The organism is Amycolatopsis sp. NPDC098790, assembly GCF_044759945.1.
Taxonomy (GTDB): Bacteria; Actinomycetota; Actinomycetes; order Mycobacteriales; family Pseudonocardiaceae; genus Amycolatopsis.
On record NZ_JBIWAI010000001.1, the window covers coordinates 877,558 to 903,262 of the forward strand.

At 70.5% G+C, this 25,705-nt stretch carries 22 protein-coding genes; 5 read left to right on the top strand and 17 right to left on the bottom strand.

Features of this window, described 5'->3' with window-relative positions:
- Positions 1 to 57: 57 nt before the first annotated feature.
- Genes ACIQWX_RS04500 through glf form a run of 3 tightly spaced genes read right to left on the bottom strand, consistent with a single transcriptional unit; the run spans position 58 to position 2,763 of the window.
- On the bottom strand, positions 58 to 1,032 hold the full coding sequence (locus tag ACIQWX_RS04500) for a decaprenyl-phosphate phosphoribosyltransferase (RefSeq protein ID WP_400865451.1): 975 nt from the start codon (positions 1,030 to 1,032) through the stop codon (positions 58 to 60).
- Entirely contained in the window at positions 1,029 to 1,547 is a 519-nt protein-coding gene (locus ACIQWX_RS04505; protein WP_400865454.1) for a phosphatase PAP2 family protein, read from the bottom strand. The genes ACIQWX_RS04500 and ACIQWX_RS04505 overlap by 4 nt, the downstream gene beginning before the upstream one ends.
- Positions 1,540 to 2,763 carry a UDP-galactopyranose mutase gene (gene glf, locus ACIQWX_RS04510; protein ID WP_400865457.1) on the bottom strand — a complete coding sequence of 408 codons (1,224 nt, stop codon included), beginning with the start codon at positions 2,761 to 2,763 and terminating at the stop codon, positions 1,540 to 1,542. The genes ACIQWX_RS04505 and glf overlap by 8 nt, the downstream gene beginning before the upstream one ends.
- Positions 2,764 to 2,842: 79 nt before the next feature.
- On the opposite strand from glf, the gene ACIQWX_RS04515 reads away from it, so the two are divergent.
- Entirely contained in the window at positions 2,843 to 4,852 is a 2,010-nt protein-coding gene (locus ACIQWX_RS04515; RefSeq protein WP_400865459.1) for a DUF6541 family protein, read from the top strand.
- Positions 4,853 to 5,005: 153 nt separating this feature from the next.
- Here the strand turns inward: ACIQWX_RS04515 and ACIQWX_RS04520 are convergent, their stop codons facing one another.
- Positions 5,006 to 5,902, bottom strand: coding sequence for an LLM class flavin-dependent oxidoreductase (locus tag ACIQWX_RS04520; RefSeq protein ID WP_400865461.1), 897 nt, complete (start codon positions 5,900 to 5,902; stop codon positions 5,006 to 5,008).
- Positions 5,903 to 5,998: 96 nt separating this feature from the next.
- Here ACIQWX_RS04520 and ACIQWX_RS04525 point away from each other — a divergent pair, with 96 nt between their 5' ends.
- On the top strand, positions 5,999 to 6,796 hold the full coding sequence (locus ACIQWX_RS04525) for an HAD family hydrolase (protein WP_400869388.1): 798 nt from the start codon (positions 5,999 to 6,001) through the stop codon (positions 6,794 to 6,796).
- Here the strand turns inward: ACIQWX_RS04525 and ACIQWX_RS04530 are convergent.
- The 3 genes from ACIQWX_RS04530 to ACIQWX_RS04540 form a co-directional block, all read right to left on the bottom strand.
- A complete protein-coding gene (locus tag ACIQWX_RS04530) occupies positions 6,793 to 7,521 on the bottom strand; it encodes a lysophospholipid acyltransferase family protein (protein ID WP_400865464.1) in 729 nt (242 codons plus the stop codon). The two genes, ACIQWX_RS04525 and ACIQWX_RS04530, sit on opposite strands and share 4 nt — an antisense overlap.
- A 1,166-nt stretch (positions 7,522 to 8,687) precedes the next feature.
- Entirely contained in the window at positions 8,688 to 10,271 is a 1,584-nt protein-coding gene (locus ACIQWX_RS04535; RefSeq protein ID WP_400865466.1) for a hypothetical protein, read from the bottom strand.
- Positions 10,268 to 11,980: a hypothetical protein gene (locus tag ACIQWX_RS04540; RefSeq protein ID WP_400865469.1), complete on the bottom strand. Its 1,713-nt coding sequence runs from the start codon at positions 11,978 to 11,980 to the stop codon at positions 10,268 to 10,270. Before ACIQWX_RS04540 ends, ACIQWX_RS04535 begins: the two co-directional genes overlap by 4 nt.
- A 152-nt stretch (positions 11,981 to 12,132) precedes the next feature.
- Between ACIQWX_RS04540 and ACIQWX_RS04545 the strand changes: the two genes are divergently transcribed.
- Positions 12,133 to 14,067, top strand: a complete 1,935-nt coding sequence (locus ACIQWX_RS04545; RefSeq protein WP_400865471.1) for a DUF6541 family protein — start codon at positions 12,133 to 12,135, stop codon at positions 14,065 to 14,067.
- A 268-nt stretch (positions 14,068 to 14,335) separates the two neighbouring features.
- Here ACIQWX_RS04545 and ACIQWX_RS04550 read toward each other — a convergent pair whose 3' ends face one another.
- The 7 genes from ACIQWX_RS04550 to ACIQWX_RS04580 are packed head-to-tail and all read right to left on the bottom strand — an operon-like array spanning position 14,336 to position 20,705.
- Positions 14,336 to 15,307 carry a YbhN family protein gene (locus ACIQWX_RS04550; protein WP_400865473.1) on the bottom strand — a complete coding sequence of 324 codons (972 nt, stop codon included), beginning with the start codon at positions 15,305 to 15,307 and terminating at the stop codon, positions 14,336 to 14,338.
- An 11-nt stretch (positions 15,308 to 15,318) separates the two neighbouring features.
- Positions 15,319 to 16,563 (bottom strand): acyl-CoA reductase, encoded by a 1,245-nt coding sequence (locus ACIQWX_RS04555; RefSeq protein WP_400865475.1) that lies wholly within the window; start codon positions 16,561 to 16,563, stop codon positions 15,319 to 15,321.
- Complete coding sequence (locus tag ACIQWX_RS04560) at positions 16,560 to 17,612, bottom strand: acyl-protein synthetase (protein WP_400865478.1); 1,053 nt, start codon at positions 17,610 to 17,612, stop codon at positions 16,560 to 16,562. Before ACIQWX_RS04560 ends, ACIQWX_RS04555 begins: the two co-directional genes overlap by 4 nt.
- Positions 17,609 to 19,003, bottom strand: coding sequence for an AMP-binding protein (locus tag ACIQWX_RS04565; RefSeq protein WP_400865480.1), 1,395 nt, complete (start codon positions 19,001 to 19,003; stop codon positions 17,609 to 17,611). Before ACIQWX_RS04565 ends, ACIQWX_RS04560 begins: the two co-directional genes overlap by 4 nt.
- The gene (locus tag ACIQWX_RS04570; RefSeq protein WP_400865483.1) at positions 19,000 to 19,737 is read right to left on the bottom strand and encodes an SDR family NAD(P)-dependent oxidoreductase; all 738 of its coding nucleotides are present in this window, start codon (positions 19,735 to 19,737) and stop codon (positions 19,000 to 19,002) included. Before ACIQWX_RS04570 ends, ACIQWX_RS04565 begins: the two co-directional genes overlap by 4 nt.
- Positions 19,730 to 19,975: an acyl carrier protein gene (locus ACIQWX_RS04575; protein WP_400865486.1), complete on the bottom strand. Its 246-nt coding sequence runs from the start codon at positions 19,973 to 19,975 to the stop codon at positions 19,730 to 19,732. The genes ACIQWX_RS04570 and ACIQWX_RS04575 overlap by 8 nt, the downstream gene beginning before the upstream one ends.
- Before the next feature lie 10 nt (positions 19,976 to 19,985).
- Positions 19,986 to 20,705: a UDP-N-acetylglucosamine acyltransferase gene (locus tag ACIQWX_RS04580; RefSeq protein ID WP_400865489.1), complete on the bottom strand. Its 720-nt coding sequence runs from the start codon at positions 20,703 to 20,705 to the stop codon at positions 19,986 to 19,988.
- A gap of 149 nt (positions 20,706 to 20,854) precedes the next feature.
- Between ACIQWX_RS04580 and ACIQWX_RS04585 the strand changes: the two genes are divergently transcribed.
- Positions 20,855 to 21,961, top strand: a complete 1,107-nt coding sequence (locus tag ACIQWX_RS04585; RefSeq protein ID WP_400865492.1) for a DegT/DnrJ/EryC1/StrS family aminotransferase — start codon at positions 20,855 to 20,857, stop codon at positions 21,959 to 21,961.
- Positions 21,958 to 22,914, top strand: a complete 957-nt coding sequence (locus ACIQWX_RS04590; protein WP_400865495.1) for a Gfo/Idh/MocA family protein — start codon at positions 21,958 to 21,960, stop codon at positions 22,912 to 22,914. Before ACIQWX_RS04585 ends, ACIQWX_RS04590 begins: the two co-directional genes overlap by 4 nt.
- On the opposite strand, the gene ACIQWX_RS04595 is transcribed toward ACIQWX_RS04590, so the two are convergent.
- The 3 genes from ACIQWX_RS04595 to ACIQWX_RS04605 are packed head-to-tail and all read right to left on the bottom strand — an operon-like array spanning position 22,911 to position 25,553.
- Positions 22,911 to 24,302, bottom strand: coding sequence for a M28 family metallopeptidase (locus ACIQWX_RS04595; protein ID WP_400865497.1), 1,392 nt, complete (start codon positions 24,300 to 24,302; stop codon positions 22,911 to 22,913). The two genes, ACIQWX_RS04590 and ACIQWX_RS04595, sit on opposite strands and share 4 nt — an antisense overlap.
- Positions 24,303 to 24,342: 40 nt before the next feature.
- Positions 24,343 to 25,050 (bottom strand): hypothetical protein, encoded by a 708-nt coding sequence (locus ACIQWX_RS04600; RefSeq protein WP_400865500.1) that lies wholly within the window; start codon positions 25,048 to 25,050, stop codon positions 24,343 to 24,345.
- The gene (locus ACIQWX_RS04605; protein WP_400865502.1) at positions 25,047 to 25,553 is read right to left on the bottom strand and encodes a SigE family RNA polymerase sigma factor; all 507 of its coding nucleotides are present in this window, start codon (positions 25,551 to 25,553) and stop codon (positions 25,047 to 25,049) included. The genes ACIQWX_RS04600 and ACIQWX_RS04605 overlap by 4 nt, the downstream gene beginning before the upstream one ends.
- Positions 25,554 to 25,705 lie beyond the last annotated feature (152 nt).

Here is a 25,705-nt window from a genome sequence, read left to right on the forward strand (position 1 = left end):
GGTGCGCCGCTCAGCTGTGCGTCACCTGAAACGAACCTGTCGATCCGCCATGAGAACTCACAGGTAGAACGCCAGGAACAGCGTGACCACCCAGGTCGCGCCCAGCACCTGCAGAATGCGGTCCTTGAGCGCGATCTCCTCGGGCTCGCCCGCGATGCCGCCGTCGACGTCGACCGCGTAGCGCAGCACCGCCACCACGAACGGGACCATCGAGATGAGCGCCCACACCGAGTTGTGCTCGGTCTGGCGGATCTCGAACGCCCACAGGCAGTACGACATGATCAGGATCGCCGCCGACGTCGCCCAGACGAACCGCAGGTAGCTGGCCGAGTACTTCTTCAGCGACGAGCGGATCTTCGCGCCCGTCCGCTCGAAGAGCATGATCTCCGCGTAGCGCTTGCCGGCGACCATGAACAGCGAGCCGAACGCCGTGACCAGCAGGAACCACTGCGAAAGCGCGATCCCGCCCGCGACACCGCCGGCGATCGAGCGCATCAGGAAGCCCGAGCCGACGATGGCCAGGTCGACCACCGGCTGGTGCTTCAGGCCGAAGCAGTAGCCGAGCTGGACGGCCTCGTAGACGCCCAGCACGATCGCCAGCTGCCAGCTCGCGAAGAACGACACGCCGAGGCCGGCCAGGAAGAACACGACCGCGGACCCGTACGCGACGGGCACCGGCACGATGCCGGCCGCGATCGGGCGGTTCCGCTTGGTCGGGTGGGCGCGGTCGGCCTCGACGTCGATGGCGTCGTTGATGAGGTAGACCGAGCTCGCCACCAGCGAAAACGCCACGAAGGCGACGATCGCGTCGAGCAGCAGGCCCGTGCGGTCGGTCGACTTCGAGAACGCGAAGAACGGGGCCGCGAAGACCAGGACGTTCTTCACCCACTGCCGGGGCCGCGCCGTCTTGATGACGCCGCCGACCAGGCCGAAGGGGCCGCGGGAAACCGTCCCCGAAGTCACCGGTGTCTCCGGTGCCTCAGGAGTCACGGCCGCTTCGTCGCTGTTGCGCTGCTCGGTCGTCTCGCTCATGGGTTCTTCTTCAGCTTCCGTCGTATCAGACCACCGACGAGCCCCCCGAGAGCTGCACCGGCCAGAACGTCTGTCGGATAGTGAACGCCGAGCACGAGCCTCGAGGCCAGCATCGGCGGTACCAGGGCGGGCACCAGGTTACGCCCGGTCAATCCGGAGTAGAGCACCGCCGCCGCCGTCGTGGACGTCGCGTGCGACGACGGGAAGCTCAGCTTGCTCGGCGTGCCGACCAGTACCTCCACGCTCGGGTGGTCCGGTCGGGGCCGCCTGACCACGCGTTTCACCGCGATCGACGCGGCGTGCGCCCCCACGACACCGGCCGAAGCGACCAGCCAGTCCTTGCGCCGCTCCTTGTCGACCACCGCGCCGAGAAGGCCCAGGCCGAACCAGCCCAGCGCGTGCTCGCCGAAGTGCGACATGCCGCGCGCAGCCTTCACCGAAGCTTCACTCTTCAGAAAGCCCTGTGCCTTCGCCAGGACCGCCACCTCTCCGGTGGGCTGCCCCTTCTCAAGCATCGAGGGACCCGTCGAGCGGCGCGCCGTCGGTCAGGTGCGGGGCGATCTTGTTGTCGAACGCCGACAGCGCCGAGCCGATGGCCATGTGCATGTCGAGGTACTTGTAGGTGCCCAGCCGGCCGCCGAACAGCACGTTCTTCTCGCGCGCCTCGGTCTTGGCCAGCTCCCGGTAGGCCTCGAGCTTCTCGCGGTTGTCCGGGGTGTTGATCGGGTAGTACGGCTCGTCTTCCTCACCCGCGAAGCGCGAGTACTCGCGGAAGATGACCGTCTTGTCCTTGGGGTAGTCCCGCTCCGGGTGGAAGTGCCGGAACTCGATGATCCGGGTGTAGGGGACTTCCTGGTCGTTGTAGTTGACGACCGAGGTGCCCTGGAAGTCACCGGTCTCGGCGACCTCGGACTCGAAGTCGACGGTGCGCCAGGTGAACTTGCCCGCCGAGTAGCCGAAGTAGCGGTCCAGCGGCCCGGTGTAGACGGTCGGGGTGCCGGCCGGGATGTGCTCGCGGACGTCGAAGTAGTCGACGTTCAGCCGGATCTCGATGTTCTCGTGCTCGGCCATCTTCTCGAGCCACGCGGTGTACCCGTTGACGGGCAGGCCCTCGTAGGTGTCGTTGAAGTACCGGTTGTCGAAGTTGTAGCGGACCGGCAGGCGCGTGATGATGTTCTCGCCGAGGTTCTTGGGGTCGTTCTCCCACTGCTTCGCGGTGTAACCCTTGATGAACGCCTCGTAGAGCGGCCGGCCGATCAGCGAGATGGCCTTTTCCTCGAGGTTCTGCGCGTTGGCGGTCTCGAACTCGGACGACTGCTTGGCGATGAGCTCGCGGGCCTCGTCCGGGGTGTGGGACTTGCCGAAGAACTGGTTGATCAGGCCCAGGTTCATCGGGAACGAGTAGACCTGGTCCTTGACCCGCGCGAACACGCGGTGCTGGTAGTTCGTGAACTCCGTGAAGCGGTTCACGTACTCCCAGACGCGCTTGTTCGAGGTGTGGAACAGGTGCGCGCCGTACTTGTGCACCTCGATCCCGGTCTCCGGGTCCGCCTCCGAGTACGCGTTGCCACCGAGGTGGCTGCGCCGCTCCAGGATGAGGACCTTCTTGCCCAGCTCGGCCGCGGCCCGTTCGGCGACGGTCAGGCCGAAGAAACCGGACCCGACGACGACGAGGTCGTAACCTGCGAAATCGTCTTCAGTAATCTGTGCGGGGTTCGTGTGCGCGCTCACGGGCGTCGAGGGTACGGGGGTCGTGAACCCGGCCCGCACCCGACTATCACATTTCGGCTTACGACACACCTGGAAAGCAGTGCCTGCACCCGAGGACTTCTGGAGCTACTTCGCCGCGGTGGCCACCTATCTGGCCGTGCTCGCGGTGCCCGGCGGCGTCGTCGGGTGGGCCGCGGGCGTCCGCGGTTGGGCCCTCGCCGGGCTCGCGCCGCTGCTCAGCTACGCCATCACCGGCCTGGCCGGCCCGTGGCTGGCGATCGCGCACGTGCCGTACGGCCCGCTCAGCGTCGCCGCGGTCACGCTGCTGCTCGCCGCCGTGCTCTACGGCCTGCGACGGCTGGCGATCGCGCGCGGCTGGCTGACACCGGGGGCGGAGGAGCCGGCTCAGGCGTGGACGCGCCGGGCCCACCTGGCCGTGGGTGCCTGCGTGGCGGTCGCCACCGCCGTGTCGATCGCCGTCGTGGTCACCGGCCGCGGCGGGACGACCGCGGTGTTCCAGCGCTGGGACACCGTCTTCCACGCGAACGGCATCCGCTACATCGCCGAGACCGGCGACGGCTCGCTGACCGGCATGGGCACCATCAACTGGTACCCGGACGGCTCCTTCTACCCGAACGCCTACCACCTGGTCGGCGCGCTGGTCTACCAGCTCTCGGGCACGTCGATCCCCGTCACGCTCAACGCCGTCACGATGCCGATCGCCGGGCTGTTCGCCGTCGCCATGGTCGCGCTGGTGCGCCAACTCGGCGGCCGCGCGGTGTTCGCCGGCAGCGCGGCGCTGGTCGCGGGCGGCGCGACGACCGGGGCGTACGAGTCGGTGTCGAGCGGCCTGCTGCCGTTCGCGCTCGGGATCGTGCTGACGCCGCTGGCCGTGGTCGCGCTGCAGCGGTTCGTCGTGCGGCCGGGCGTCGACACCGGCGCGGTGCTGGCCCTGAGCGCGACCGGCCTGCTCGCCGCGCACTCGAGCGCGTTGTTCGGGGCACTGCTCTTCGCGTTCCCGCTGGTCGTGCAGCGCTGGTACCGGGCGCTGCGCGGCAAGCGCCTCGACGGCGTCGCGCCCGGGAAGGCGGCCTGGCGGGTCGTCGGCGGCGACGTCCTGCGGATGCTGCCGGTGATGGTGGCGGCGGGCGTGCTGTCCGCGCCGATGATCCTCGGCGCGATCACCTTCACGTCCGGGTCGTACCCGTACCACGCCTGGGGCTCGCACATGCCGGTGTGGAAGGCGCTGGCGATGCTGGCGACGTTCAAGCAGGTGCTGCCCGTCCCGCAGATCTGGCTGACGGTGTTCCTCGCGATCGGCGTGCTGACGCTGGTCGCGCTGCGGCGGATGCGCTGGGTGGTGCTCTCGGCGCTCGGGCTGTCCGCGCTGTTCGTGGTCGTCGCGTGCTTCGGCGGCGAAGACTGGGTGATCACGCTGTCGCGGCCCTGGTGGAACGACCGGTTCCGGCTGATGGCGCTGGCCGCGATCCCGATGTGCCTGCTCGCCGCGCACGGCATGAGCGAGGCCCAGCAGTGGCTGGCGAAGGTCGCGAGCGGACGCGCCTGGGTGCGCGCGCGGCCGTGGCTGACCGGCCGGGTCGGGCTGGCGACGGCGGTGCTGCTGGTCGTCGCGATGGGCGTGCTGACCGGCGGCTTCTACCGCGCGGCCAACGCCAAGACCGTGTCGCTGCTCTACTACAACGGCCTGCCCGGCGAGACCGTCCCGCCGGTGAGCCAGGACGAGATCGACGCGATGGAGCACCTCGGCACGCTGGGGATCCCGGCCGACCAGAAGGTGCTCAACGACCGCATGGACGGCACGGCCTGGATGTACGCGCTGACCGGCGTGCACCCGGTGGCCGGCCACTACGACGCCGGCGTCGCTCCCCCGGACGCGCTCTACCTGGCGATGCACTTCGGCGACTACGACAGCGACCCGCAGGTCCGCGCGGCCACGCGGCGGCTGAACATCCACTACGTGCTGGTCGGCAGCGGCACGATCCGCCGGGACACGCCGATCGCGCCGGGCCTGCGGCACCTCGACGGGCACGACTTCGTGCGCGAGGTCTACCGGAACCCGGGTGCCGTGATCTACCAGATCGTGAAATAGACAGAGCGTGAAATGACAAAGCCCCCGTGGCCGCGGCGCCCCGTGCCGCGGCCACGAGGGCCCTCCGTCCCCCAACCACCCCCGGGGTGATCTCTGGCGTCTGCAGTGATGGACGCCTGGGGGACGGCAAACGGTTTCCCGGTTACCCGGATGTCACCCGTTCGGACCAGCGTGCAGTTCGGGCAGGACGTCGCTCGCGACCTGTTCCAGCACCGCCTCGCGGCCTTCGTAGGGCGACGACGACCGCGGCCAGTGCGCGATGACGTCGGTGAAGCCCAGCTCGCCCGCGCGGCCCGCGGCGTCGCGGAACGCCTCGACGCTGCTCAGCGAGAACACCGGGGACGCGTCGAGGCTGAGGTGCCGCTGGATGCTCGGACGCTCGCGGCCGACCGCGTCGAGACGCTCGTCGAAGACGTCCGTGAGCTGCTTGATGCCGGCCCACCACTCGTCCTCGGTCTTCCCGCCCCGGCCCGTGGTGACCCAGCCGGCGCCGAAGCGCGCCGCGAGGGTCATCGTGCGGGGGCCGTTCGCCGCGACCACGAACGGCAGCCGCGGGCGCTGGACGGTGCCCGGCAGGTTGCGGGCCTCGCGGGCCCGGTAGTACTCGCCGTCGAAGTCGAACTTGTCGGTCATCAGCAGGCCGTCGAGCGCCTCGACGAACTCGGTGAACCGGTCCGCGCGCTGCTTGGCCGTCAGCTCGGGGGCGCCGAGCACCGCGCCGTCGTAGTGCTGGTGGTCGACGCCCGCACCGACGCCCAGGATGAACCGGCCGTCGGAGATGTCGTCCAGGGTGGTCAGCTCGCGCATGAACGGCACCGGGTGCCGGGCGACCGGGGAGGCCACGAACGTGCCCAGCCGGATCCGGGACGTCACCATCGCGGCCGCGGTCAGGGTCGGGACGGCGGAGAACCACGGGCCGTCGACCAGGTTTCTCCAGCCCAGGTGGTCATAGGTCCAGGCGTGGTCGAAGCCGTACTCCTCGGCGGCTCGCCACTTCGGCTCGGCCGCCCACCAACGATCTTCAGGGAGAATGACGATGCCTACTCGCACACTCCGGCACGCTATCGGTAGCCACCGACAATCGCTCGGATGGGGACGAGGCCACCCGAACGTGTCAGGGACAATGGCGGGGTGGAGAGACCTCAGTTGATCGCGTCCGACGTCGACGGCACCCTGCTCGGCCCCTCCGAATCGCTCAGCGCCCGCACCATCGCGACCGTCCGCCGGGCGATCGAGGCGGGCGTCCCGTTCGTGCTGGCCAGCGGCCGGCCGCCGCGGTGGATCGCGCCCATCGCCAAGCCCCTCGACCTGACCGGGTACGCGGTCTGCGCGAACGGTGCCGTCCTGTACGACTGCGGCCGCGAGGAGGTCGTCGCGGTGCACGGCCTGCTCCAGCCCGAGCTCCTCCACGACATCGGGCACGCGCTGGACAAGGCCGTCCCGGGCTGCCGGCTGGCCGCCGAGCGCGTCAGCACCGACGCCGACCACGAGATGCGCAGCTTCGTGATCGAGCCGAAGTACCACAACCCGTGGGGCGACGGCGAAGGCCGCACCGCGCCGCGCGCCGAGGTGCTCGGGCACCCGGCGATCAAGCTGCTGGTCAGCCACGTCGGGATGTCGTCGGAGGAGATGGCGGACGCGGTGAACGCGCTGTTCGACCGCGAGGTCGACGTCACATACTCGTCCTCGGGCGGGCTGGTGGAGCTGTCCGCGCACGGCATCACGAAGGCGACCGGACTGGCCGACGTCGCCGAGCGGCTGGGCGTCGAGCAGGAGCGCGTGATCGCCTTCGGCGACATGCCCAACGACGTCGAGATGCTCCGCTGGGCCGGCCACGGCGTCGCGATGGAGAACGGGCACCCGAAGGTCCAGGACGTCGCGGACGAGATCACCGGTCCGGCCGGCGAAGACGGCGTCTCGCAGGTCCTGGAGCGCTGGTTCTAGCGCTGGTCCAGCTCGGCCGCTTCCTCCGGGGTCGGCGCGGTGCCGCCCAGGTGGGCGGGCAGCCACCAGCGTTCGTCCTCGGAGGCGGGCCGGTCCGGGTACTCGGCCTGGGCCCGCTCGAGCAGCGCGCTCATCCGGGTGCGCAGTTCCTTCGTGACGACGTCCCAGTCGTCGCCCTTGGCCGGGTGCATCGGCTCGCCGATGAGGATCGAGATCGGCACGTGCCGGCGGGTCAGGTCCTTCGGACGGCCCTTGGTCCAGAGCCGCTGGGTGCCCCACAGCGCCATCGGCACGACCGGGACGCCGGCCGCCGCGGCCATCCGGACGGCGCCCGACTTGATCTCCTTGACGGTGAACGACCGGCTGATCGTCGCTTCCGGGAAGACGCCGACGACCTCGCCGTCCTGCAGCTTCGCGAGCGCCTCGCGGTAGGAGGCGAGGCCCGCGTCGCGGTCGACGGAAATGTGGTGCATGCCGCGCATCAGCGGCCCGGCGATCTTGTTGTCGAAGATCTCCTTCTTCGCCATGAACCGCGTCAGCCGCTTGGCCGGGCGCGCGCCGAGGCCGCAGAAGATGAAGTCCAGGTAGCTCACGTGGTTGCACGCGATGACCGCGCCACCGCGGCGCGGGATGTGCTCCGCGCCCTCGACCCGGATGCGGTTGTCGAGCACCCGGAACATCGTCCGGGCCGCGGCGATCACGGGCGGGTACACGAAGTCGGCCATCGCGCCAGGTTACGGGACCGTAGGTTCTTGACCACCGTTCAGCGGTGAAGGCCACAAACCGGGCGAAGCTCACGCCGAACGAACGACCACTAGGCTTTTCGCGTGGGGACAGTGACTGAATCGCGCGTCAGACCAGCCGGCCACCGAGTCGCGGTGTACCTGGGCCTGGCCACGGTGACACTGCTCAACCTCATCTCCTACGCACCGGTGCAGCCGAACGCGCACGAAAAGGCGTGGGGCGACGCCGCCGAGTACTACGCCATGTCGGTGCAGACCGGTGCCCAGGTCGACAACCCCTTCGCGCTGCGGATGCTCAGCCCGTGGCTGGTCCACACCGTCAACCGGTTCACCGGGATCTCGCTGGACTCCGTGTGGCTGGCGTTCACGTTCGCGCTGGTCCTGGCCGCGGCGATCGTCTTCTTCGAGTTCCTCTGGGTCCGCCTGGACCTGCGGCTGTACACCTCGGCGCTCGCCGCCGTCGCGCTGGCCTGCACGTTCTGGTACGCGCCGTACGCGTTCAGCAACCCGTACCTGGTCGACCCGCTGAACAACCTGCTCTACCTCCTCGCGCTGTGGCTCCTGTTCGACCGGCGGCTGATCCTGTTCGCGCTGGTGATCGTCATCGGCGCGATCAACAAGGAGACGACGCTGCTGCTCGCGCCGCTCTACCCGCTGGCGGCGTGGACGCGGTCGCGGTCGCTGCGGGACAAGCAGGTCATCGGCGGGCTGGTCGCCGTGGTCGTCGCGGGTGGCCTGTACTTCGCCTTCCGGTTGTGGGCCCAGGCGCTGATCGGCGGCGACTACGGCTTCGGCGCCGGCCAGGCCAACAGCGGCCTGCTCGGCAACATCCGGTTCGCGCTGTCGTCGAACAAGGGCGTCGACCAGGCGGCGCTGTACAGCACGTTCAGCTTCTTCTGGGTCATCTTCGCCTACGGCCTCTACCGCGAGTTCCGGCGCGACCGGACCCGGAGCCTGCTGCTGGTGTCCAGCGTCTGGCTGGGGCTGTGCTGCCTGGCCGGGCGGCTGGTCGCCACGGACACCCAGCGCGTCTTCGTGATGCTCGCGCCGCTGGTCATCGGGCTGGTCGCGGTGGTGCTCGACGAGCACCGCGGCGAAGCCCGGCGCCTCTGGGTCGGCGTGGTGTTCTTCCTGTACCTCGCCGTGAACTACAAGCTGGCGTCGTCGTCGACGATCTTCCTGGTCGGCTTGGCCGGGCTGCTCGTGTTCGTGCTGCTCGAGGTGCCGCCGTTCTGGCCGAAGCCGTCGCCGAAGCGGGTCCCGTCGGACGACGGCCCGCCGACCGAGGAGTTCCTCCCCCACCGGGGCTCGCTCGACCGCGACTGAGGCAGCGCCGCCAGGACGAGCGCGAGCAGGAGCGTGAACAGCGCGACGGACTGGTGCTTGACGCCCTCGATGCCGTCACCGAGGGCCGCAGTGGCGAACTGCGTCAGCGAGACGGCGAGCAGGAACCCCAGCACGACGCCGAGCGGGCCGCGGCGCTGCACCCACACCTTGACCAGCACGAACAGCCAGATCGGCACGAGCGCGACCAGGCCGAGCGGGCTGATCAGGCGGGTCAGCCACGACACCACCGGCACCCGGTACTCCTGCGCGTGCGGCGCGAAGCCGGCCTCCTGGTCGAAGCTGCCGAGGTAGTCCGGGCGGGCGGTGAGCTGGTCGGTCGCGGCGCGGTCGAGCACTTCGAACGTGCGGCCGGGGTGGCTCGCGAAGTAGCCGAGGACGTTCTCGCGAGTCATCTTGTCGCGGTAGTTCGGGTAGAGCGGGTCCATCGTCGCCGGGTGCGGGTGCCACCAGCCGTTGCCCGCGTACTGGGCGAACGACGGCGGCAGGCCCAGCGCCGCGAGGTCGGCCTGGGTGTCGTGCCGGCCGTCGACGATGTTGAGGAAGACCGAGTTGAACATGTTGATCTCGCGCGAGTCGTCGCCCGGGAACGCGGTGTACGTGCCGTCGGGCGCGCGAGCGGGTTCAACGCTCTGCTGCGCGAACAGCGTCACGGCGCCGAGGGCCCCGACGACCAGCGCCGCGGCCGCCCACCGCTTGGCGCCGCGCAGCGTGCCCGGCCGGACGAGGAGCACCGCGAGCGCGAGGATCGGCAGGATGATCAGCGTCTGGACCTTGGCGTTGACCGCCAGAACGCCGCCGGCGAACGTCACCGCCATGCCCGCGTAGCTCCACCGGCCCTCGCGCGCGGTCAGCAGCAGGCCCCCGGCGATCAGCAGGAGGCCGAGGAAGGCCGCGCCTTCGCCGAGGATCGCCGCGAAGTAGCCGAAGAACGCCGAGTCGGCGACGACCAGCAGCAACCCGGCCGCGACGGCCAGCCGGACGCGGACCGGGTACGGCAGGCCTAGCACGATCGCCGCGATCGCCGCCGCGGCGACGAGGCTGCTCAGCAGGCCCAGGACGACCAGGCTCAGCGTCGTGGGGAAGCCGGCCAGCCGGGCGAGCCCGACGGACGCCTCCGCGAGCCAGCTCTGCGTCAGCAGGTAGGTCGGCCGGCACGGCGGCGCGCCCGGCGCGGCGGTGTAGACGAGGTGGACGAACGGCTCGGGCAGGCCCTTCCACGTGATCCCGGCGCCGCAGAGCACGCGGCCGCCGTCGCCGTTGTTCGACATCGCGATCGGCCGCGGCACCAGGAACCGCACGGCGAACAGCAGGAACGACGTCCCGAAGACCCCGATCCCGAGCCGGGCTTCGGCACCCAGCCGCGCTTTCGGGACGTCCAGCTTCACGAAGGACAGGGTACGTAGCGGAAGTCCGGGCCCCGGTCGAGGTCCGTGACCACGGATTTCGCGTCCTCCGCGCGCGGGTAGACGGCCACCCAGTAGGGCGTGCCGACGCGGCGGAAGGTCGCGACCTGGTACTTGCCCGCGTAGACCGGGTCGATCGTGCAGCGCTGGCGGTCGGCGTAGCCGCTGTCGGCGGGCACCGCGACGGTCGGGCGGCGCGCGTTGACGACGTAGTCGTAGTCCGTGGCGACGCCGCCGTCGTGCCGGCCTTCGCGGGCGATGTGGTCGTCGGTGCGGCCGAGGACGTCGACGATGAGCAGCTGGCCGCTGCGGGCGGCGAGCGCGCCGGGCGCCGCGGCGCTGACGACCGACCCGGGCGGCAGGTACTCGCCGAGCCAGCCGCCGATCGCGCTGAGCTCGTCGCCGTGCGCCCGCCAGTCGCGGACGCGGTCGAGCATGTCGGGGCTGAACACCGAGACGAGCACGGCGATGCCGGCGAGCCCGCCTGCGGTCACCGGCACCAGCCGCGTCGCGGCCGGCCAGGTCCGCGGCCGCGGCGACGGCTTCGCCTCCACGGTCAGCACGCCGTAGGTGGCGACGCTCGCGACGGCGATCAGCGGCGGCAAGGGCGCCAGCAGCCGCCACGACGGCCCGGGGTCACCGCCGATCAGCACCGCGGCGGCCGCGATGCTCAGCGCCGTCGCGAACAGCAGCCAGATCAGCGTCCGGGCCTCGGCGGCGGTGACCACCGCGGCTTCGCCCCGGGCCGGGGGCTCCACCACCTGGAGCCCCCGAGAGGTTTCGGTGCGGCGCAGCAGCAGCGCGACCGCGGCGACCAGCCCGAGCAGCAGGAAACCCTGGTGCGCCAAGGCGAACCCGGACAAGTACGGCCAGCCCGCGGCGACCTGCGACCCGAGCGGGCCGCCGAGCTTCGCGGCCAGCGGCGCGGGCAGGAAGTGCTGGTAGAACGTCGCGCGCCAGGCCAGCCGCGGGATCAGGAACACGAGCGCGCCGAGCAGGTACCCCACCGGCGCCCACCAGCTGTGCTTCTTCTTCAGCGCGGCCCCGGCCAGCCAGAGGCCGCCGAGCACGCCGGCCACCAGGCCCTCCGGGCTGGTCATCACGGCGAACGCGACGAGCACGCCGGCGACCACCGGGCGGCGTGCCACGAGCGAGTAGCAGACGGCGAGCAGCAGCAGCACGAACAGCGCGACCTCGGAGCCGGACGGCCCGTAGACGGCGAGGCCGCCGGCGCTCGCGGTGAGCACCGCGGCGGCGACGCCGATCGCCGGCCGCGGCTCGGCGCCCTCCGGCGCGGCCGCGGCGACGATCCGGTTGACCAGGAGGTGGGCAAGCAGGACGGACCCGAGCACGGCGAGGACCCCGAACACGACGGCCGACGTCCGGACTTCGGCGCCGAACGCGGCGCGCGGCAGGGCGATCAGGACCAGCCAGAGGAAGTTCGTGTAGCCCTCGACGCGTTCACCCGGGTTGAACACCGGGCCGTTGCCGTCGGCGATGTTCTGGGCGTACCGGAACGACACGAGCGCGTCTTCGGTGACGGTCGCGAACATCAGCTGGTGCAGCAGCGAAAGGCCGAGGGTGAGGGCGAGGACGAAGCCGCGCCAGCCGCGGTCGGTGTCGAGGCGGCCCCAGGTCAGCACCACGATCGCGGCGAGGACCAGCCACGCCACCACGACCGCGTAGACCACCCGGCCCCCTCGTGAAGATCTCTCCGCCCGGCGTCAGTCAAGCAGGGAAACGCACCGGTCAATATAACCCGTTCGGGTATCGCAACGGAGTGTCCCGATCGGACTCGCGCCCCCGGAACGGCTGAACGGTCGTCGTCGGCTTAGTCTCCACCGTGCTTTCCGTCTGCGTTGCCGTCGCCGTCATCGCCGTCCCGGGCCTCCTCACCGGACTCGCCGCGGGACTGCGCGGCTGGACGTTGGCCGGACTGGCACCGCTGCTGAGCTACGCGATCGGCGGCCTGACCGGTCCGTGGACGGCGGCGATCGGGTGGTCGTTCACCCCGTTGACGTACGCGCTTTCGACGCTCGTGTTCGCCGCGATCGCCTACGGTGTCCGGAAACTGACGGTCCGCCGCCGGCCGCCCGAGCCGGAACCCGGGCTGTGGGACCGTCGCGGGCACCTCGCGGTGGTGACGTGCTGGCTGTTCGGGGCGGCGGTCGGTTTCTACGCAACATTGCGTGGATTGGGCCACATCGGCGCGCTGCCGCAGGGTTTCGACGCGGTGTACCACGGAAACGCCGTCCGCTACATCGCCGACACCGGCGACGGCAGCCTGTTCGGCACGGGAAGCGTGAACTGGTACGGCGACGCTCTGCCGGTGTTCTACCCCAACGCCTACCACCTGCTGGCGTCGGTGACCTACCGCCTGAGCGGGACGTCGATCCCGGAGACGTTGGACGCGAACACGCTGCTGCTGCCCGGTTTGCTGGCGTTGTCGTTGGTGACGCTGGTCCGCGCGTTCCGCGGCCGCGCGGTCCTGGCGGGCGCGGTGGCGCTGACGGCGGTGGCGCCGGTGATGGGCGTGTACGAGTCGATGGACCGCGGGCCGCTGCTGCCGTTCGCGCTGGGCGTGACGCTGACGCCGTTGGCGGCAGTGGCGTTGCGGCGGTACCTGGACCGCGTCGCGCCGGACACGGGTTTCGTGCTGCTGCTCGCGGCGGTGGGCCTGCTGTGCGTCCATTCGTCGACGTTGTTCGGCGGAATCCTGTTCGCGGGCCCGATGCTGGTGCAGCGCTGGCTGTCGTCCTGGCGGCGCATCGGGCGAGACCTGCTGGCGCTGCTGCCGATCGCGGTGGTGGCGTTGTTCGTGGCGTGGCTGCAGTTGTTCGGAGCGCTGGGCCTGGCGACGAGCAACGTCCCGTACTACGGCTGGCCGAGCGAGTGGCGCGCGTCGGCGGCGCTGGGCGCGTTGCTGAGTTTCCAGCACTTCGAGGCGCACCCGCAGATCTGGTTGTCGGTGGCGTTGTTCCTGGGGATCGTGTTCTTCGCACGGGCGGGGGCGTTGCGCTGGATCGGCTTGACGGCGGCGGTGACGGGCCTGGCGTACATCGCGGTGGCGTCGTCGAACGCGCCGCTGGTGATGGCCTTGTCCCGCCCGTGGTGGGACGACCCGTACCGGTTCTTCTCGATGGCGGCGATCCCGCTGTGCGTCTTGGCGGCGCACGGGTTGGCGTCGGCGCAGGCGTGGTTGTGCGAGCGGTTGCCTTCGCGCGTGCCTTTCCGTGTGCCTTTCCGTGTGCCTTTCCGTGTGCCTTCACGCGTGCCTTCACGCGTGCCGGCGGCGGTCGCGGTGGTGGTGCTGCTGGGTTTCGTGGTGCTGTCGAACGGCTTGTACTTCCGCTCCAACGGCGCCCGCGTGTACACGGGTTACCAGGGGGCTCAGCTGAGGGTGACGCCGGGCGAAGAGGCGGCGATGGTGGAGTTGGGCCGCCTCGCGGCGCCGGGCGAGTGGGCGATGAACGACCGCTTCGACGGGACGGCCTGGACTTACGCGCTGTCGGGGGTCCGGACGGTCGCGGCGCATTACGACGAGACGTTGCCGCCTTCGGACGCGCGGTTGCTGGCGGAGCGGTTTCGCGACTACGAGACGGACCCGGCGGTGCGGGCGGCGGTTCGGCGGTTGAACGTGCGGTGGGTGATCCTGGGGACGCCGGTGCCGCCTCCGGCGGAGCCTTATCAGCCGGGGTTGGTGGGGTTGGCCGGGAAGCCGTTCTTGAAGGAGGCTTGGCGCAATTCCGACGCGGTGATCTACCGGCTGATTGCTTGAGGGCGGCGCGGCGGCGCCCCGCCCGTCCCTGGGGGGCGTCCCCGTCCCAGTCTATCGGCGGCGGCCGACAAAAAGCCTGGCCGAGCGCTCTTGGGCCTGAGTTGTCCACATGTGCGTTGGTGCTGTGGGTAACTTGGGGACAGGTGGTGGGCAGCCTCGGCGGTATACACGGTGACCAGGCGTTATGCGCCTAAGTGAGGGTCCTCGAACAGGCTCGGATGCGCCTGTCAGGGGAAGCAGACGCGACCGGCTGTGGATAAAACGACGGTCAGGCGGGAGTGACCGCGGGGCGGCGGGTTGACCGGGCCGCGACCGCGGCCATGCCCGCCGTCAGCAGGTCTGCCACCGTGAACATCACCCGGGACGCCACCGCGAACGCCGTGGCTTGGCCGACCGTCAAGCCACTGGCCGTCAGGACCGCTACCTGGGCCACCTCGCGGACGCCCACTCCGCTCGGGAGGATGAACGCGAACGTGCCCACCGTCATCGCCACGGCCATCGCGCCCACGCACAGGACGAAGCCGCTGAAGCCCGGCGTTCCCACCGAGTTCGCCAAGAGCCACAGGTGGATTCCCTGGAGGCACCACGCCGCCGTCGAGGCGCCGAAGACCTTGCCCACCACCTTCCAGCCCAGCGGGTGGGCCAGCGGGGGGCGGCGCAGCAACCGCAGGACCAGGGATGTTCCCCACGTCAGGATTTTCGGGTGCAGCATCGCCAGGCCGACCGGGATCAGCACGAACAGCCACAGCGCGCGCGGGCTGTTGCTGAACACCGCCGGGGCCGCCAGGAGCGACACCACCAACGCCGACACCACGCCCACGCCCAGCTGGATCAGCGAGCCCGTGAAGATGCGCGCCCGGGCCAGGCCCGCCTTGCGGCCCAGCTCCATCTGCAGCAGGTACGCCCAGACCGAGCCCGGCACGTACTTGCCGAGCGAGCCGACCAGGCAGATCTGCGCTCCCCTGGCGTAGCCGATGGGCTTGCCGAGGTCGTCGACCATCACCTGCCAGCCCCAGGTCGACACCAGGATCGCCGCGACCAGGGCCACCAGGCTCAGCAGGGACGACTCCCAAGCCACGTCGCGCAGGGTGTGCCAGAACTCGCCCCAGTTCGACGCGAGCTGCTTCGCCGCGAAGCCGATGACCAGCAGGATCGCAACCCAGCGGACGACGTCGAGGACCTTCGCCTTGGTGCTCTTCGGCTGTTTGCCGGCGGCCGGCAAGTCCTCAACTGTCGTCATCGACGGTCTCCTCAGGCCTGCACCGTGACCAGGCGGCTGAATTCGTGGAGCAGATCGTAACCGTCCCAGACCGCGGAGAACGTCAGCGCGCTGCCGAACGGCACGATCCGGTCGACGCCGCGGCCCGCCAGCTCGTGCGCGAACTCCGTCAGCTCCTCCGCCGAGAAGCCGAACTGGCTGACCGTCTGGTCCTTGCGCAGGACGATCGGCACCAGATCGGACAAAGAGGACACGTGCGCGTTCGCGAACGTGCCCGCGCCGAGCCACTCGCGCGGCAGGATCGCCGGGTCGGTCAGCTCCAGGGTGGCCAGGCCGTTGCCCGCGAACTCGATGCCGCGCACCAGGCCGTCGACCGCCGCGCCGTACGCCGACACGCGCTTCTGGACCGCCATCGCCGGCTCGGTGACGTGCTGTTTCACCGCCAGCACGTCCGCCAGCAACGTCCGGAACTCACCCCCGGCCGTGGCCGCGCCCTCGGAGTCGCCGACCCAGAACACCGCGCGCGGCGACGAGCAGGCGGCCTGGTCGAACCAGTACGAGTCGTTGTAGAAGCCTTCGGCGGCCGCACGACGCTCCTGCGCGGACGCTCGTTGCCAGCCCGCCACCGACGCGACGGCGAACGACGAGCGGTCCGGGAACGTCAGGTCACGCGCGTGCGGCGCCAGGGGGTACTTGCGCAGCGCCGCGACCGAACCGTCGCCGCCCCAGATGACGCGCAGGTCAGCGGCCAGCGACAGCGCGCCGCTCACCTCGTCGCTGCGGTCGTAGGTCACCATGCGCTGGGTGGCCCGGATGACGTCCGACACGGAAGAGTCCACTTCGGACAAAGCCGCGTTCAGCGCCTCAAGCACCGCTTCGGCGGCACCGGCCGAACGCGACGACACCCGCACGACGTTGTGGTTGCCCGCCAGCGCCGACAGCGCCCACGAGTAGACGAAGATCGTGTCGACGTTCGCCGGCGGCACGTGGAACACCAGCCCGCGCGGGAACCGCAGGGCACTGCCGGAAGTGTCTAGAGTGGACAGTGCCTTGGCGATCTCGCCCTTGCGCAGGAAGAAGCCGAGCGACGCCAGCTCCGGGAAGCGGCGCGCGGTGGCCGGCGCCAGCAGCTTGCGCGCGAACTTCGTGATGAACTCGACGACCCGCGGGTCGCCGACGCGCAACCGGCCACCCGGCGGGGCCGCACGCAACTGCGAGACCAAGGAGGCGACCGGAACCGAGTCACCCGAGGGGAAACGCTGGGTCAGGGAAGTCACGCCGCCGCTCCCGAGAACGTGTCCGAGCACCCTCGGGCCTCGGCCTTCGGCAGGCGGCCGAGCACGGAGAAGTGCTTGCCCGGCCAGTCGCCGTCGTCGATGCCGTTGTAAACGCCGAGGTCTTCGGTCAGCAGCACGTGCCCCGGGTACGACGTCGGCAGCGTCGAGACGACCTCGATCACGCCCGGCTCCCCGACCGGCTGCTCCTCCCACGTCTCCGGGTTCCGGATGACGACGTCGGCGAAGTCCGGGCAGTACAGCGAGTTGCCGGACGGGCCCTCGAGGAACACCGTGCCGATCTGCTCGATCATCCCGTAGTAGTTGTGGATCCGGGTCAGCCCGGTGTCCTCTTTGAACCGGCGGCGGAACTCGGTGTTGTCGACCGCGCGGTCGATCAGCTTCTTCCAGCCACCACTGTGGATCAGGATCCCGTTCGACAGGTCCAGGTCGTTGTCCCGCGCGACTTCGTACAGGTACAGCCACACCATGAACGTGAAGCCGAAGATCAGGAACGGCTTGTCGCCGTACTCGGCCAGGAACTTCTTGACGGCCTCGACGTCCGGCTTGTCGTTCTCGTCGAGCACGTACGTGTGCTTGCGGCCGAAGTTCGCCATGCCCAGCACACCCGCGCCGCGCGCGGAGAACGACCGGCGGTTCTTGATGATGCCGATCGTGTCGACCATCAGCATCGGCAGCCGCTCGCCGCCGAGGACCTCCTGCAGCGTCGCGCCGAGCTGCTTGGTCTGCGCGCCCGCCGACTCCTTGTCCAGGTAGATCCGCGACGCGCCGGCGCCGGTGGTGCCCGACGACGTCAGCGTCTTGAAGACCTCGGCGTCCGGAATGGACTTGAGGTCGTGCGTCTTGAACATCCGCACCGGCAGCCACGGCAGCTCCGCGATCGAGCCGAAAGCCGCGTCTGGCGCGATTCCCAAAGACGACAAGATCCGTTCGTAGCCCTCGGAATTCGCCCGGTGGTGGGCTGTCAGCGAGGCGAGTTCGGGCAGCAGCAAGGCTTCCCGGTCACCCTGCGACCGAGTGAACACGCTCATACCTTCGCCTCCAATGACCGGTAGTCGATCTTGCCGCTGGCCAGCAGCGGCACGGTGTCGATCGGGCGGACGTCGAACCCGCTGGCGTGCAGGTGCAGCCGCTCCGACAGCGCCCGCGACGCGTCCTTGCAGATGTCCTTGTCGACGCCCTCGGCGAACAGCACCACCTTGTCGCCGGCGGGCACCGCCGCCACCACGTCGATCCCGACCGCCGCCGCGCGGGCGGCGTTTTCGAGGTCGTCGAGGCTGACGCGGTTGCCGAACACCTTGCCGATGCGCTTGAGCCGCCCGGTGATGAACAGGTACCCCTCTTCGTCGAGGTACCCGAGGTCACCGGTGGCGAGCTCGCCGCCGCATTCGTCGCCCTTGGCCAGGCCGGACTCGTCGTCCGCGTAACCCAGCATCACATTGGGCCCACGGTAGACGACCTCACCGACAATTTTCGGGTGCGTGGTCTCCGAGCCGTCGTCGCGACGCACCGCGAACTTGCCGCCCGGCAGCGCCGGCCCGGCGGAACCGAGCTTTTCGGCCAGTTTTTCGGCCGGCACCGTCGTCATCCGCGGCGCTGCCTCGGTCTGGCCGTACATGACGTACATCCGGCCGCCGACCGCGAGCATCTTGTCGTTGAACTCGGCGACCAGCTCGTCGCGCAGCTTCCCGCCGGCCTGCGTCAGCGTGCGCAGCGTCGGGTACTTCGCGGGGTCGAACTTGAGCCGCCGCAGCATTTCGTAGTGGTACGGGACGCCCGAGAGGGACGTGACGCCGTAGGTGTTCACGGCGTCCCAGAACCCGCGGCCGAGCACGCCCGACGGCTCGATCACGATCGTCGCGTCGCGCACCAAGTGCGAGTTCAGCACCGACAAGCCGTAGCTGTAGTGCAGCGGCAGGCAGGTGGGCGCGACCTCGTCGGCGTCGATGTGCAGCACCTGCGCGATGGCGTCGGCGTTGGCCAGGATCGCCTGCCGCGAAAGCCGGACGAGCTTGGGGTTGCCGGTCGACCCGCTGGTCGGCAGCAGCACGGCCAGGTCGGGGTGCGGCTCCACGCCCTCCGCCGAGGACCGGACCCAGTCGGCACCACGAAGCGAATACCCGTCAGGCGCGTCACCCGAAGCCGACAGCACCGCCGCCGGCCGGAACCGCGCGACCAGCCCGGCGAGCACGTCCGAGTCGAGCGCCGGGTCGATCAGCGCGATCGCCCGCCCGGATTCGAACGCGCCGAGGTAGGTCAGCACGCTCGGCAGGTCGACCGCCATCCGCGCGAACACGACCCCGACCGGCAGCTCGGCCAGCTCTTCCACGCGCTTGCCGACCTCGGCCGACAGTTCCGCGCCCGCCAGCGTGCGGCCCCCGGCCACATCGACCAGCCGGGCTCCCGCACCCAACAGCGTCACAGCACCAAGCCTCCGTCGACGCCCAGCACCTGTCCGGTGATGAAAGAAGCCTCATCACTCACCAGGAACCGGATCGCGTTCGCCACGTCTTCCGCCCGGCCGAGGCGCCCGAGCGGCGTCTTGCCGGTGTTCTCCGCCTTCGCGTCCTCGCTGAGGCCCGCGGTCAGGTCGGTTTCGATCACGCCCGGCGCGACCGCGTTGACGCGGATGCCGGACCGGCCGAGTTCCTTCGCCGCCGACTTCGCGATGTTCGCCACCGCCGCCTTCGAGGCCGCGTACACGGTCTGACCAGCACTTCCGTACGAGCCGACGATCGACGCGAGCACCACGATCGAGCCGGTCTTCTTGCGCATCATCGCCCGAGCCGCGGCCTGGACGGTGTGCAGCGTGCCGGCGACGTTCGTGCTCAGCGTCGTGTCGACGAGCTCCTCGCGGATCATCCCGAGGAGCGCGTCCTCCATGATCCCGGCGTTGGCCACGACGATGTCGAGCTTGCCGTGCTCCTTCGCGACGCCCCTGACCAGCGAAGACACCGCCTTCGCGTCGGTGACGTCGAGGGCGAGCCCGGCCGCGGCACCGGCTGCCGAAGCAGCTTCCTTCGCGCGACCTTCGTCACGTCCGGTCAGCACCACCGTCGCGCCGGCCTCGACGAGTGCGCGCACGGTGGCCAGGCCGATCCCCCGCGTCCCGCCGGTGACGAGCGCGACGCGACCGGACAGGGACGAATCAGTCATTCTTCGACTGCAGCTCGGTCACCATGTCGACGGCGACCTTGAAGCTCGACATGTCGATGACCTGGTCGGTGTCGAACTCGACGTCGAACTCGTCCTCGATGGCCGCGACCAGCGCCATGTGGCCGACCGAGTCCCACGCCTCGAGGTCGCGGTACTTCAGGTTCTCGACGTCCACGTCCGCGTCGAGGTCCAGCGCCTCGACGAAGACCTCGCGCAGCTTGGGGGCGACTTCCGACATCAGACAGCTCCTAGTGCTCTTCGCGCGGGCGGGCGTCCCACGCCTTTACCAAGGTAGAGAGGTCGCCGGGCAGCGTGACGTCCGGGAGACCTTCCTTGCCCTTCAGCCACGGCCCGAGCGCCTCGATCGTCTCCTCGTCCACGCCGCGGCGGGACAGGCCCACGACGTTGACGCCGGTGACGCGGGCGGGGTTGCCGACGGCGATGGTGAACGCGCCGATCTCACGGCGGACCGCCGAGCCCATCCCGATCATCGCGCCGGGCCCGATCACGACCTTCTGGTGCAGGATCGCGCCCATGCCGAGGTTGGCGCCGTCCCAGATGTGGCAATGGCCACCCGTGACCGCGTTGGAGGCGATCGTCACGCCGTCGCCGACCAGGCAGTCGTGCGCGATGTGGGAGCCGCGCAGGAAGTAGCCGTCGCTGCCGACCGTCGTCGTCCGCCAGGTCCCTTGGTGGACGCTCACGTATTCGCGGATCCGGTTGCGGCTGCCGATGACGACGCCGTGGCCGTCGTGATCGGGGTCACCCACCGGCGCCTCGGTCCAGGCGTCCGGGTGGGGGCGGCCGCGGTCCTCGCCGGGCGTGCCGATCGTCACGTGCGGGCCGATCCAGTTGCCGTCGCCGATCCGGGCCGGCCCGACGATCACCGCGTAGGGCCCGATCACGTTGCCGTCCCCGAGTTCGACGCCTTCGCCGAGGACGGCGGTCGGGTGGATGCGGTTGGCCACGGGCGGGTATCCGTTCGTCGGCGGCTGGGTACTGGGCGTGCTACCGCGCCCGGTAACGTGTGGCCCGCGTTGATGCAGGGCGGCCGGGCGCAGAACCGGCGGCTCACTGTACCGGACGCCCCGAAATCGCCTGCCGAGAGAGACTGCCCATGATCCCCATCACCGTGGTCGACGTCCGCGACGCAGAGGACCTCGTCGTCGAGGTCCTGCGTTCCGGCGCCATCGCACAGGGACCGATGGTCAAGCGCTTCGAAGACGCCTTCGCGGCGGTCTCCGGGACGAAGCACGCGATCGCGGTCAACAACGGGACGACCGCGCTGGTCGCCGCCCTCCAGGTCCTCGACCTGAAGCCGGGTGACGAGGTCATCACCTCGCCGTTCACGTTCGTCGCGACGCTCAACGCGATCCTCGAGGCCGGCGCGACCGTCCGGTTCGCCGACATCCGGCGCGACGACTTCGCGATCGACCCCGACGCCGTCGCGGCCGCCGTGACGGACCGCACGAAGGTCCTCATGCCGGTGCACCTCTACGGCCAGACGGCGGACATGGGCAAGCTCGCCCCGCTCGCCGCCGAGCACGGCCTCCAGGTGATCGAGGACTCGGCGCAGGCCGTCGGCGCGTCGTTCGAGGGCAAGCAGGCCGGGTCGTTCGGCATCGGCTGCTTCTCGCTGTACGCGACGAAGAACATCACGACCGCCGAGGGCGGCGTCATCACGACGGACGACGACGCGCTGGCCGACAAGCTGCGCGTGCTGCGCAACCAGGGCATGCGCGCCCGGTACCAGTACGAGGTCGCCGGGCACAACTACCGGATGACCGACCTGCACGCCGCCGTCGGCATCCCGCAGCTGGCCAAGCTCGACCAGCTGACCGCCGCCCGCCAGGCGAACGCGAAGCGGCTCTCGGAGGGTCTCGCGGGCACGCCGGGCCTCGAAGTCCCGAAGGTGCTGCCAGGCCGCGAACACGTGTGGCACCAGTACACCGTGCTGGTCGGGCCGCACGCGTTCCTCTCGCGCGACGAGCTGGCCGCGGCGCTCACCGAGCGCGGCATCGGCAACGGCATCTACTACCCCAAGATCGTCTTCGACTACGACTGCTACGCGGGTCACGACCTGATCCCGGGCGCGCGCGTCGAGGACTTCCCGGTGGCCCGCGCCGTTTCGGAGCAGGCGCTTTCGCTGCCGGTGCACCCGCACCTGACCGAGTCCGACCTGGACACCATCATCGAAACCGTTCGCGAGGTACTGGGCGCATGACGCATCGGATCGCTCTTGTCGGAACCGGGAACATGGGGTCGCTGCACGCCCGCGTGCTCGCCCAGAACGAGCGCGTCGACCTGGTCCGGGTGATCGATCCGCGTGAGGAAGCGGGCAAGGCCGTCGCCGACCGGTACGAAACGCAGTGGACGCCGGAGATCGGCGAACTGTCCGATGTGGACGCCGTCGTGCTCGCCTCGGCCACCGAGGTGCACTACGACCTGGCGCAGGAGATCTTCCGCCAGGGCAAGCCGATGCTGGTCGAGAAGCCGGTCTGCAACAGCTTCGAGAAGTCGCAGGAAATCGTTTCGCTGGCGGCGAAGAACGACATCCCGCTGATGTGCGGGCTGCTGGAGCGCTACAACCCGGCGGTCATGACCGCGCGGGCGCTGGTGCAGGAGCCGGTGCACCTGATGGCCCGCCGCCACGGCCCGTACGCGCCGCGCATCAAGACGGGCGTCGCCTGGGACCTGCTCGTGCACGACGTCGACCTGGCGATCCAGTTCTTCGGCGGCGCAACGCCTTCGCGCGTGACGTCCGGCGCTGGGTACTTCCACCCGTCGTCGGTCGAGGGCGCCGAGGACACGATCGAGACGGTGCTGTCGTTCCCGACCGGCCTGGCCACGGTTTCGGCGTCGCGGCTGGGTCAGAAGAAGGTCCGCTCGCTGGTGGTTTCGGAGCTGGACCGGCTGATCGAGATCGACCTGCTCCGCCGCGACGTCACGATCTACCGGCACGTCTCGCACGACTCCGTCACCCCGGACGGCCTCGGCTACCGGCAGCAGACCGTGATCGAGATCCCGGAGCTGATCACGGCGCGCGAGCCGCTGGCCTCGCAGCTGGACCGGTTCTGCGATCTGCTGGAGGGCAAGGTCGACGCGGACGCCGAGCGCGACCTGATCCTGCCGTCGCACCACGTCGTCGAGCAGGTCCTGACGCAGGCCGCGGCTTAGCTCACCGGCACCGGGAACGCCGCCGGGCTCCGGCGGCCACCCGGGCCCACCGCGCGGACGGCGAAGAAGACGTTGTCCTTCGACAGGTCGATCTTCGCCGTCAGCGCCGGGCCGACGTCGAGCGCGTGCGTCCAGTCCGGCGCCGTCGTTTCGCGCCAGACGACTTCGTAGCCGGTCGCGCCCGGCGTCGCGTCCCACAGCAGTTCCGAGTCGTTCGTCAGCGCCGCTGTGCGGATCTTTACGCCCTTCGGCGTTCCCGGCGCCGTCGCCAGCGACCACAGGGCGGCGCCGTTGACCCGCGCGACCCGGGCGATGAACGGGAAGTCGCAGAACTCCGGCAGGTCGCCGTACTGGACGCCGTTCTCCACGCGGACGTCCTGGTGCTGGTGCGCGAAGTCCTCGGCAGGCTCGGTGAACCGCGCCGCCGGGTAGCCCTGCTCCAGGAAGCCGATGTGGTCGCCGCCGCGCAGGTAGCGGTCGCGGCGGTAGATGACGCGGACCGTCATGCCGGTCGCGTCGTTCTCCGCCACCGACTTCACGAACCGGGCCAGCTGCCGCGGCGGTGAGTCGTTCTCGCCGCCGATGCTGCGGCGCAGGTTGGCCTCGGCCGGCGTCTCCGCGGTCGGGACGCCCTCGGCGAACAGCCGGATCGTGAACGGGTCGCGCGTCCCGTCGTCGGCCCGGCTGGACCCGACGATGTCGTCGGTGAACATCGCCTGGACGTCGGTGCCGGAGGCCTTGAACTGCTGGGCCATGAACCGCGCGCCGTAGAGGCCCTGCTCCTCGCCCGCGACGGCGGCGAAGACGATCGTCGCGGCCGGCTGCCGCGTCGAGAGGACCCTCGCCAGCTCCAGCGCGACCGCGACACCCGACGCGTCGTCGTCGGCGCCCGGTGCGTCACCGGTGAAGTCCATGACGTCGGTCCGGCGCGAGTCGTAGTGCCCCGAGACGACGTAGACGCGGCCGGGATCGGTGGACCCGCGCAGCGTCGCGACGACGTTGGTGATCCTGGTGGGTACCGGGATCCGGTCGGCCGGCGGCTGGACGTACGACTGCAGTTCGACGCTCAGCCGTCCCCCGGACGCCGCCGCGATCTGCTGGTACTGCGCGAAGAGCCAGTCGCGCGCGGCGCCGATGCCGCGCGCGGGGTCGTCCTGCGCCGACAGCGTGTGCCGCGTGCCGAACGCGGCCAGCCGGCGCACGGTCGCTTCGATCCGCCGCTCGTCGACCTGCCGCAGCAGCGCGCGCAGGTCCGGGCCGGGCCACTGCGGACGGACGGGGACGCCGGGGCCGCGGTCGCCGAGTTCGGCGGCGCCGGCGGGGACTCCGATCGCGGACGCCGCCGCTGCCGCGGCCGACGCGGTGAGGAACGCTCGTCGTGAGGTCACGGTGGGGTTCTTACGCCCACGCGGTGCCGCCCGGTACCGCCTACTTGGTGAGCCGCTTGCCGTCCGCGTCGTAGGCGATCAGCGGGGTCAGGGAGGCGGAGTCGGGCACGGAGTCGGGGTGGAACCAGAAGATGACCACGCTGGGGTCCGCGGTCCACTTGGCCAGGTGCGCCTCGACGGTCTGGCCGTGCACGGTGGTCGTGATCTTCGCCGCCGGGCCGGCGAAGTAGCCGAAGACCGGGATGACCTGGCTGCGGATCACCTCGCCGCCGTCGGTGGCGTGGAAGCCGAAGGACCGGTCGGAGCCGCGGTACTCGTTCGTCGCCAGCGCGGCCTGCAGTGACGTGCCCGAGCGGAAGCCGGCCACCACGCCGAAGTGGATGTCCGGCCGTTCCGGCAGGTCGACGGCGCGGGCGAAGAAGACGATCTCGCCGGCCGCCGTCTGGATCCCGGTGCCGATGACGTCTCCGAGAGGCTGCTCCGCGGCGGGCTCGGCGGACGTCGACGTCGCAGGTAGCGGCGACGGCGGCTGCGCGACCGGCGCGGGGGCGGGCTGCCGCAGCTGGACGGCGAAGACGAACACGAGCACGACGGCGGCCGCGGCGGCGATCCCGGCGGTGGCGGTCAGCACGCGGCGACGGCGTCGCAGGCGCGTGCCGCCGGCCATGATGGCGGCGAGGTCCGGCTCGGCGAAGGGCTCGTCGAGCGGCTGCCGGAGCGCGGCGCGGAAGTCGTCGAGGTCGTTCATCGCCCGCCCCCTCCGATCAGCGTGTCCTCGCCGGCCTCGACCCGCAGCTTGGCCAGCGCCCGCGAGTTCGTGCTCTTCACGGTACCGAGCGAAACGCCGAGCTCACGGGCCACGTCGGCCTCCGGCAGGTCGAAGAAGTGGCGCAGCACGACGACGGCGCGTTCGCGGTCGGTCAGCGTCCGCAGCACGGCGGTGAGCCACGCGCGCTGGGTGACGGACCGGTCGACGTCGTGGCGGTCCGGCCGGTCGGGCACGACCTCGGTGGCGTACTCGCGGATCGGGCGCCGCCAGCCGTCGATGACGTGGTTGACCAGGACGGTCCGGGCGTAGCCGTAGGCGTCCTTGTGGCGGACCCGCGCCCAGGCGGCGTAGGTGCGGGTGAAGGCGGTCTGGGCGGCGTCTTCGGCCTGGTGGCGGTCACCGGTGAGCAGGTAGGCGGCGTGGGTGAGCCGCGCCGACGACGCACGCACGAAGTCCGCGAACTCGTCGTCGCCGCGCGCCATGGGTCACCTCGTTCCGTCCTCTAGCAGCGACGGCCGGGCGGCGGAAAGGTTGCGTGTCGATCTTTCGAACGTTGTGTAATCGATATCTCGCGCTCGGTCACGAAGGACTAGATTGTGCTGCGTGCGCCTCCGTGCGCGAGGACTTCGCCGCC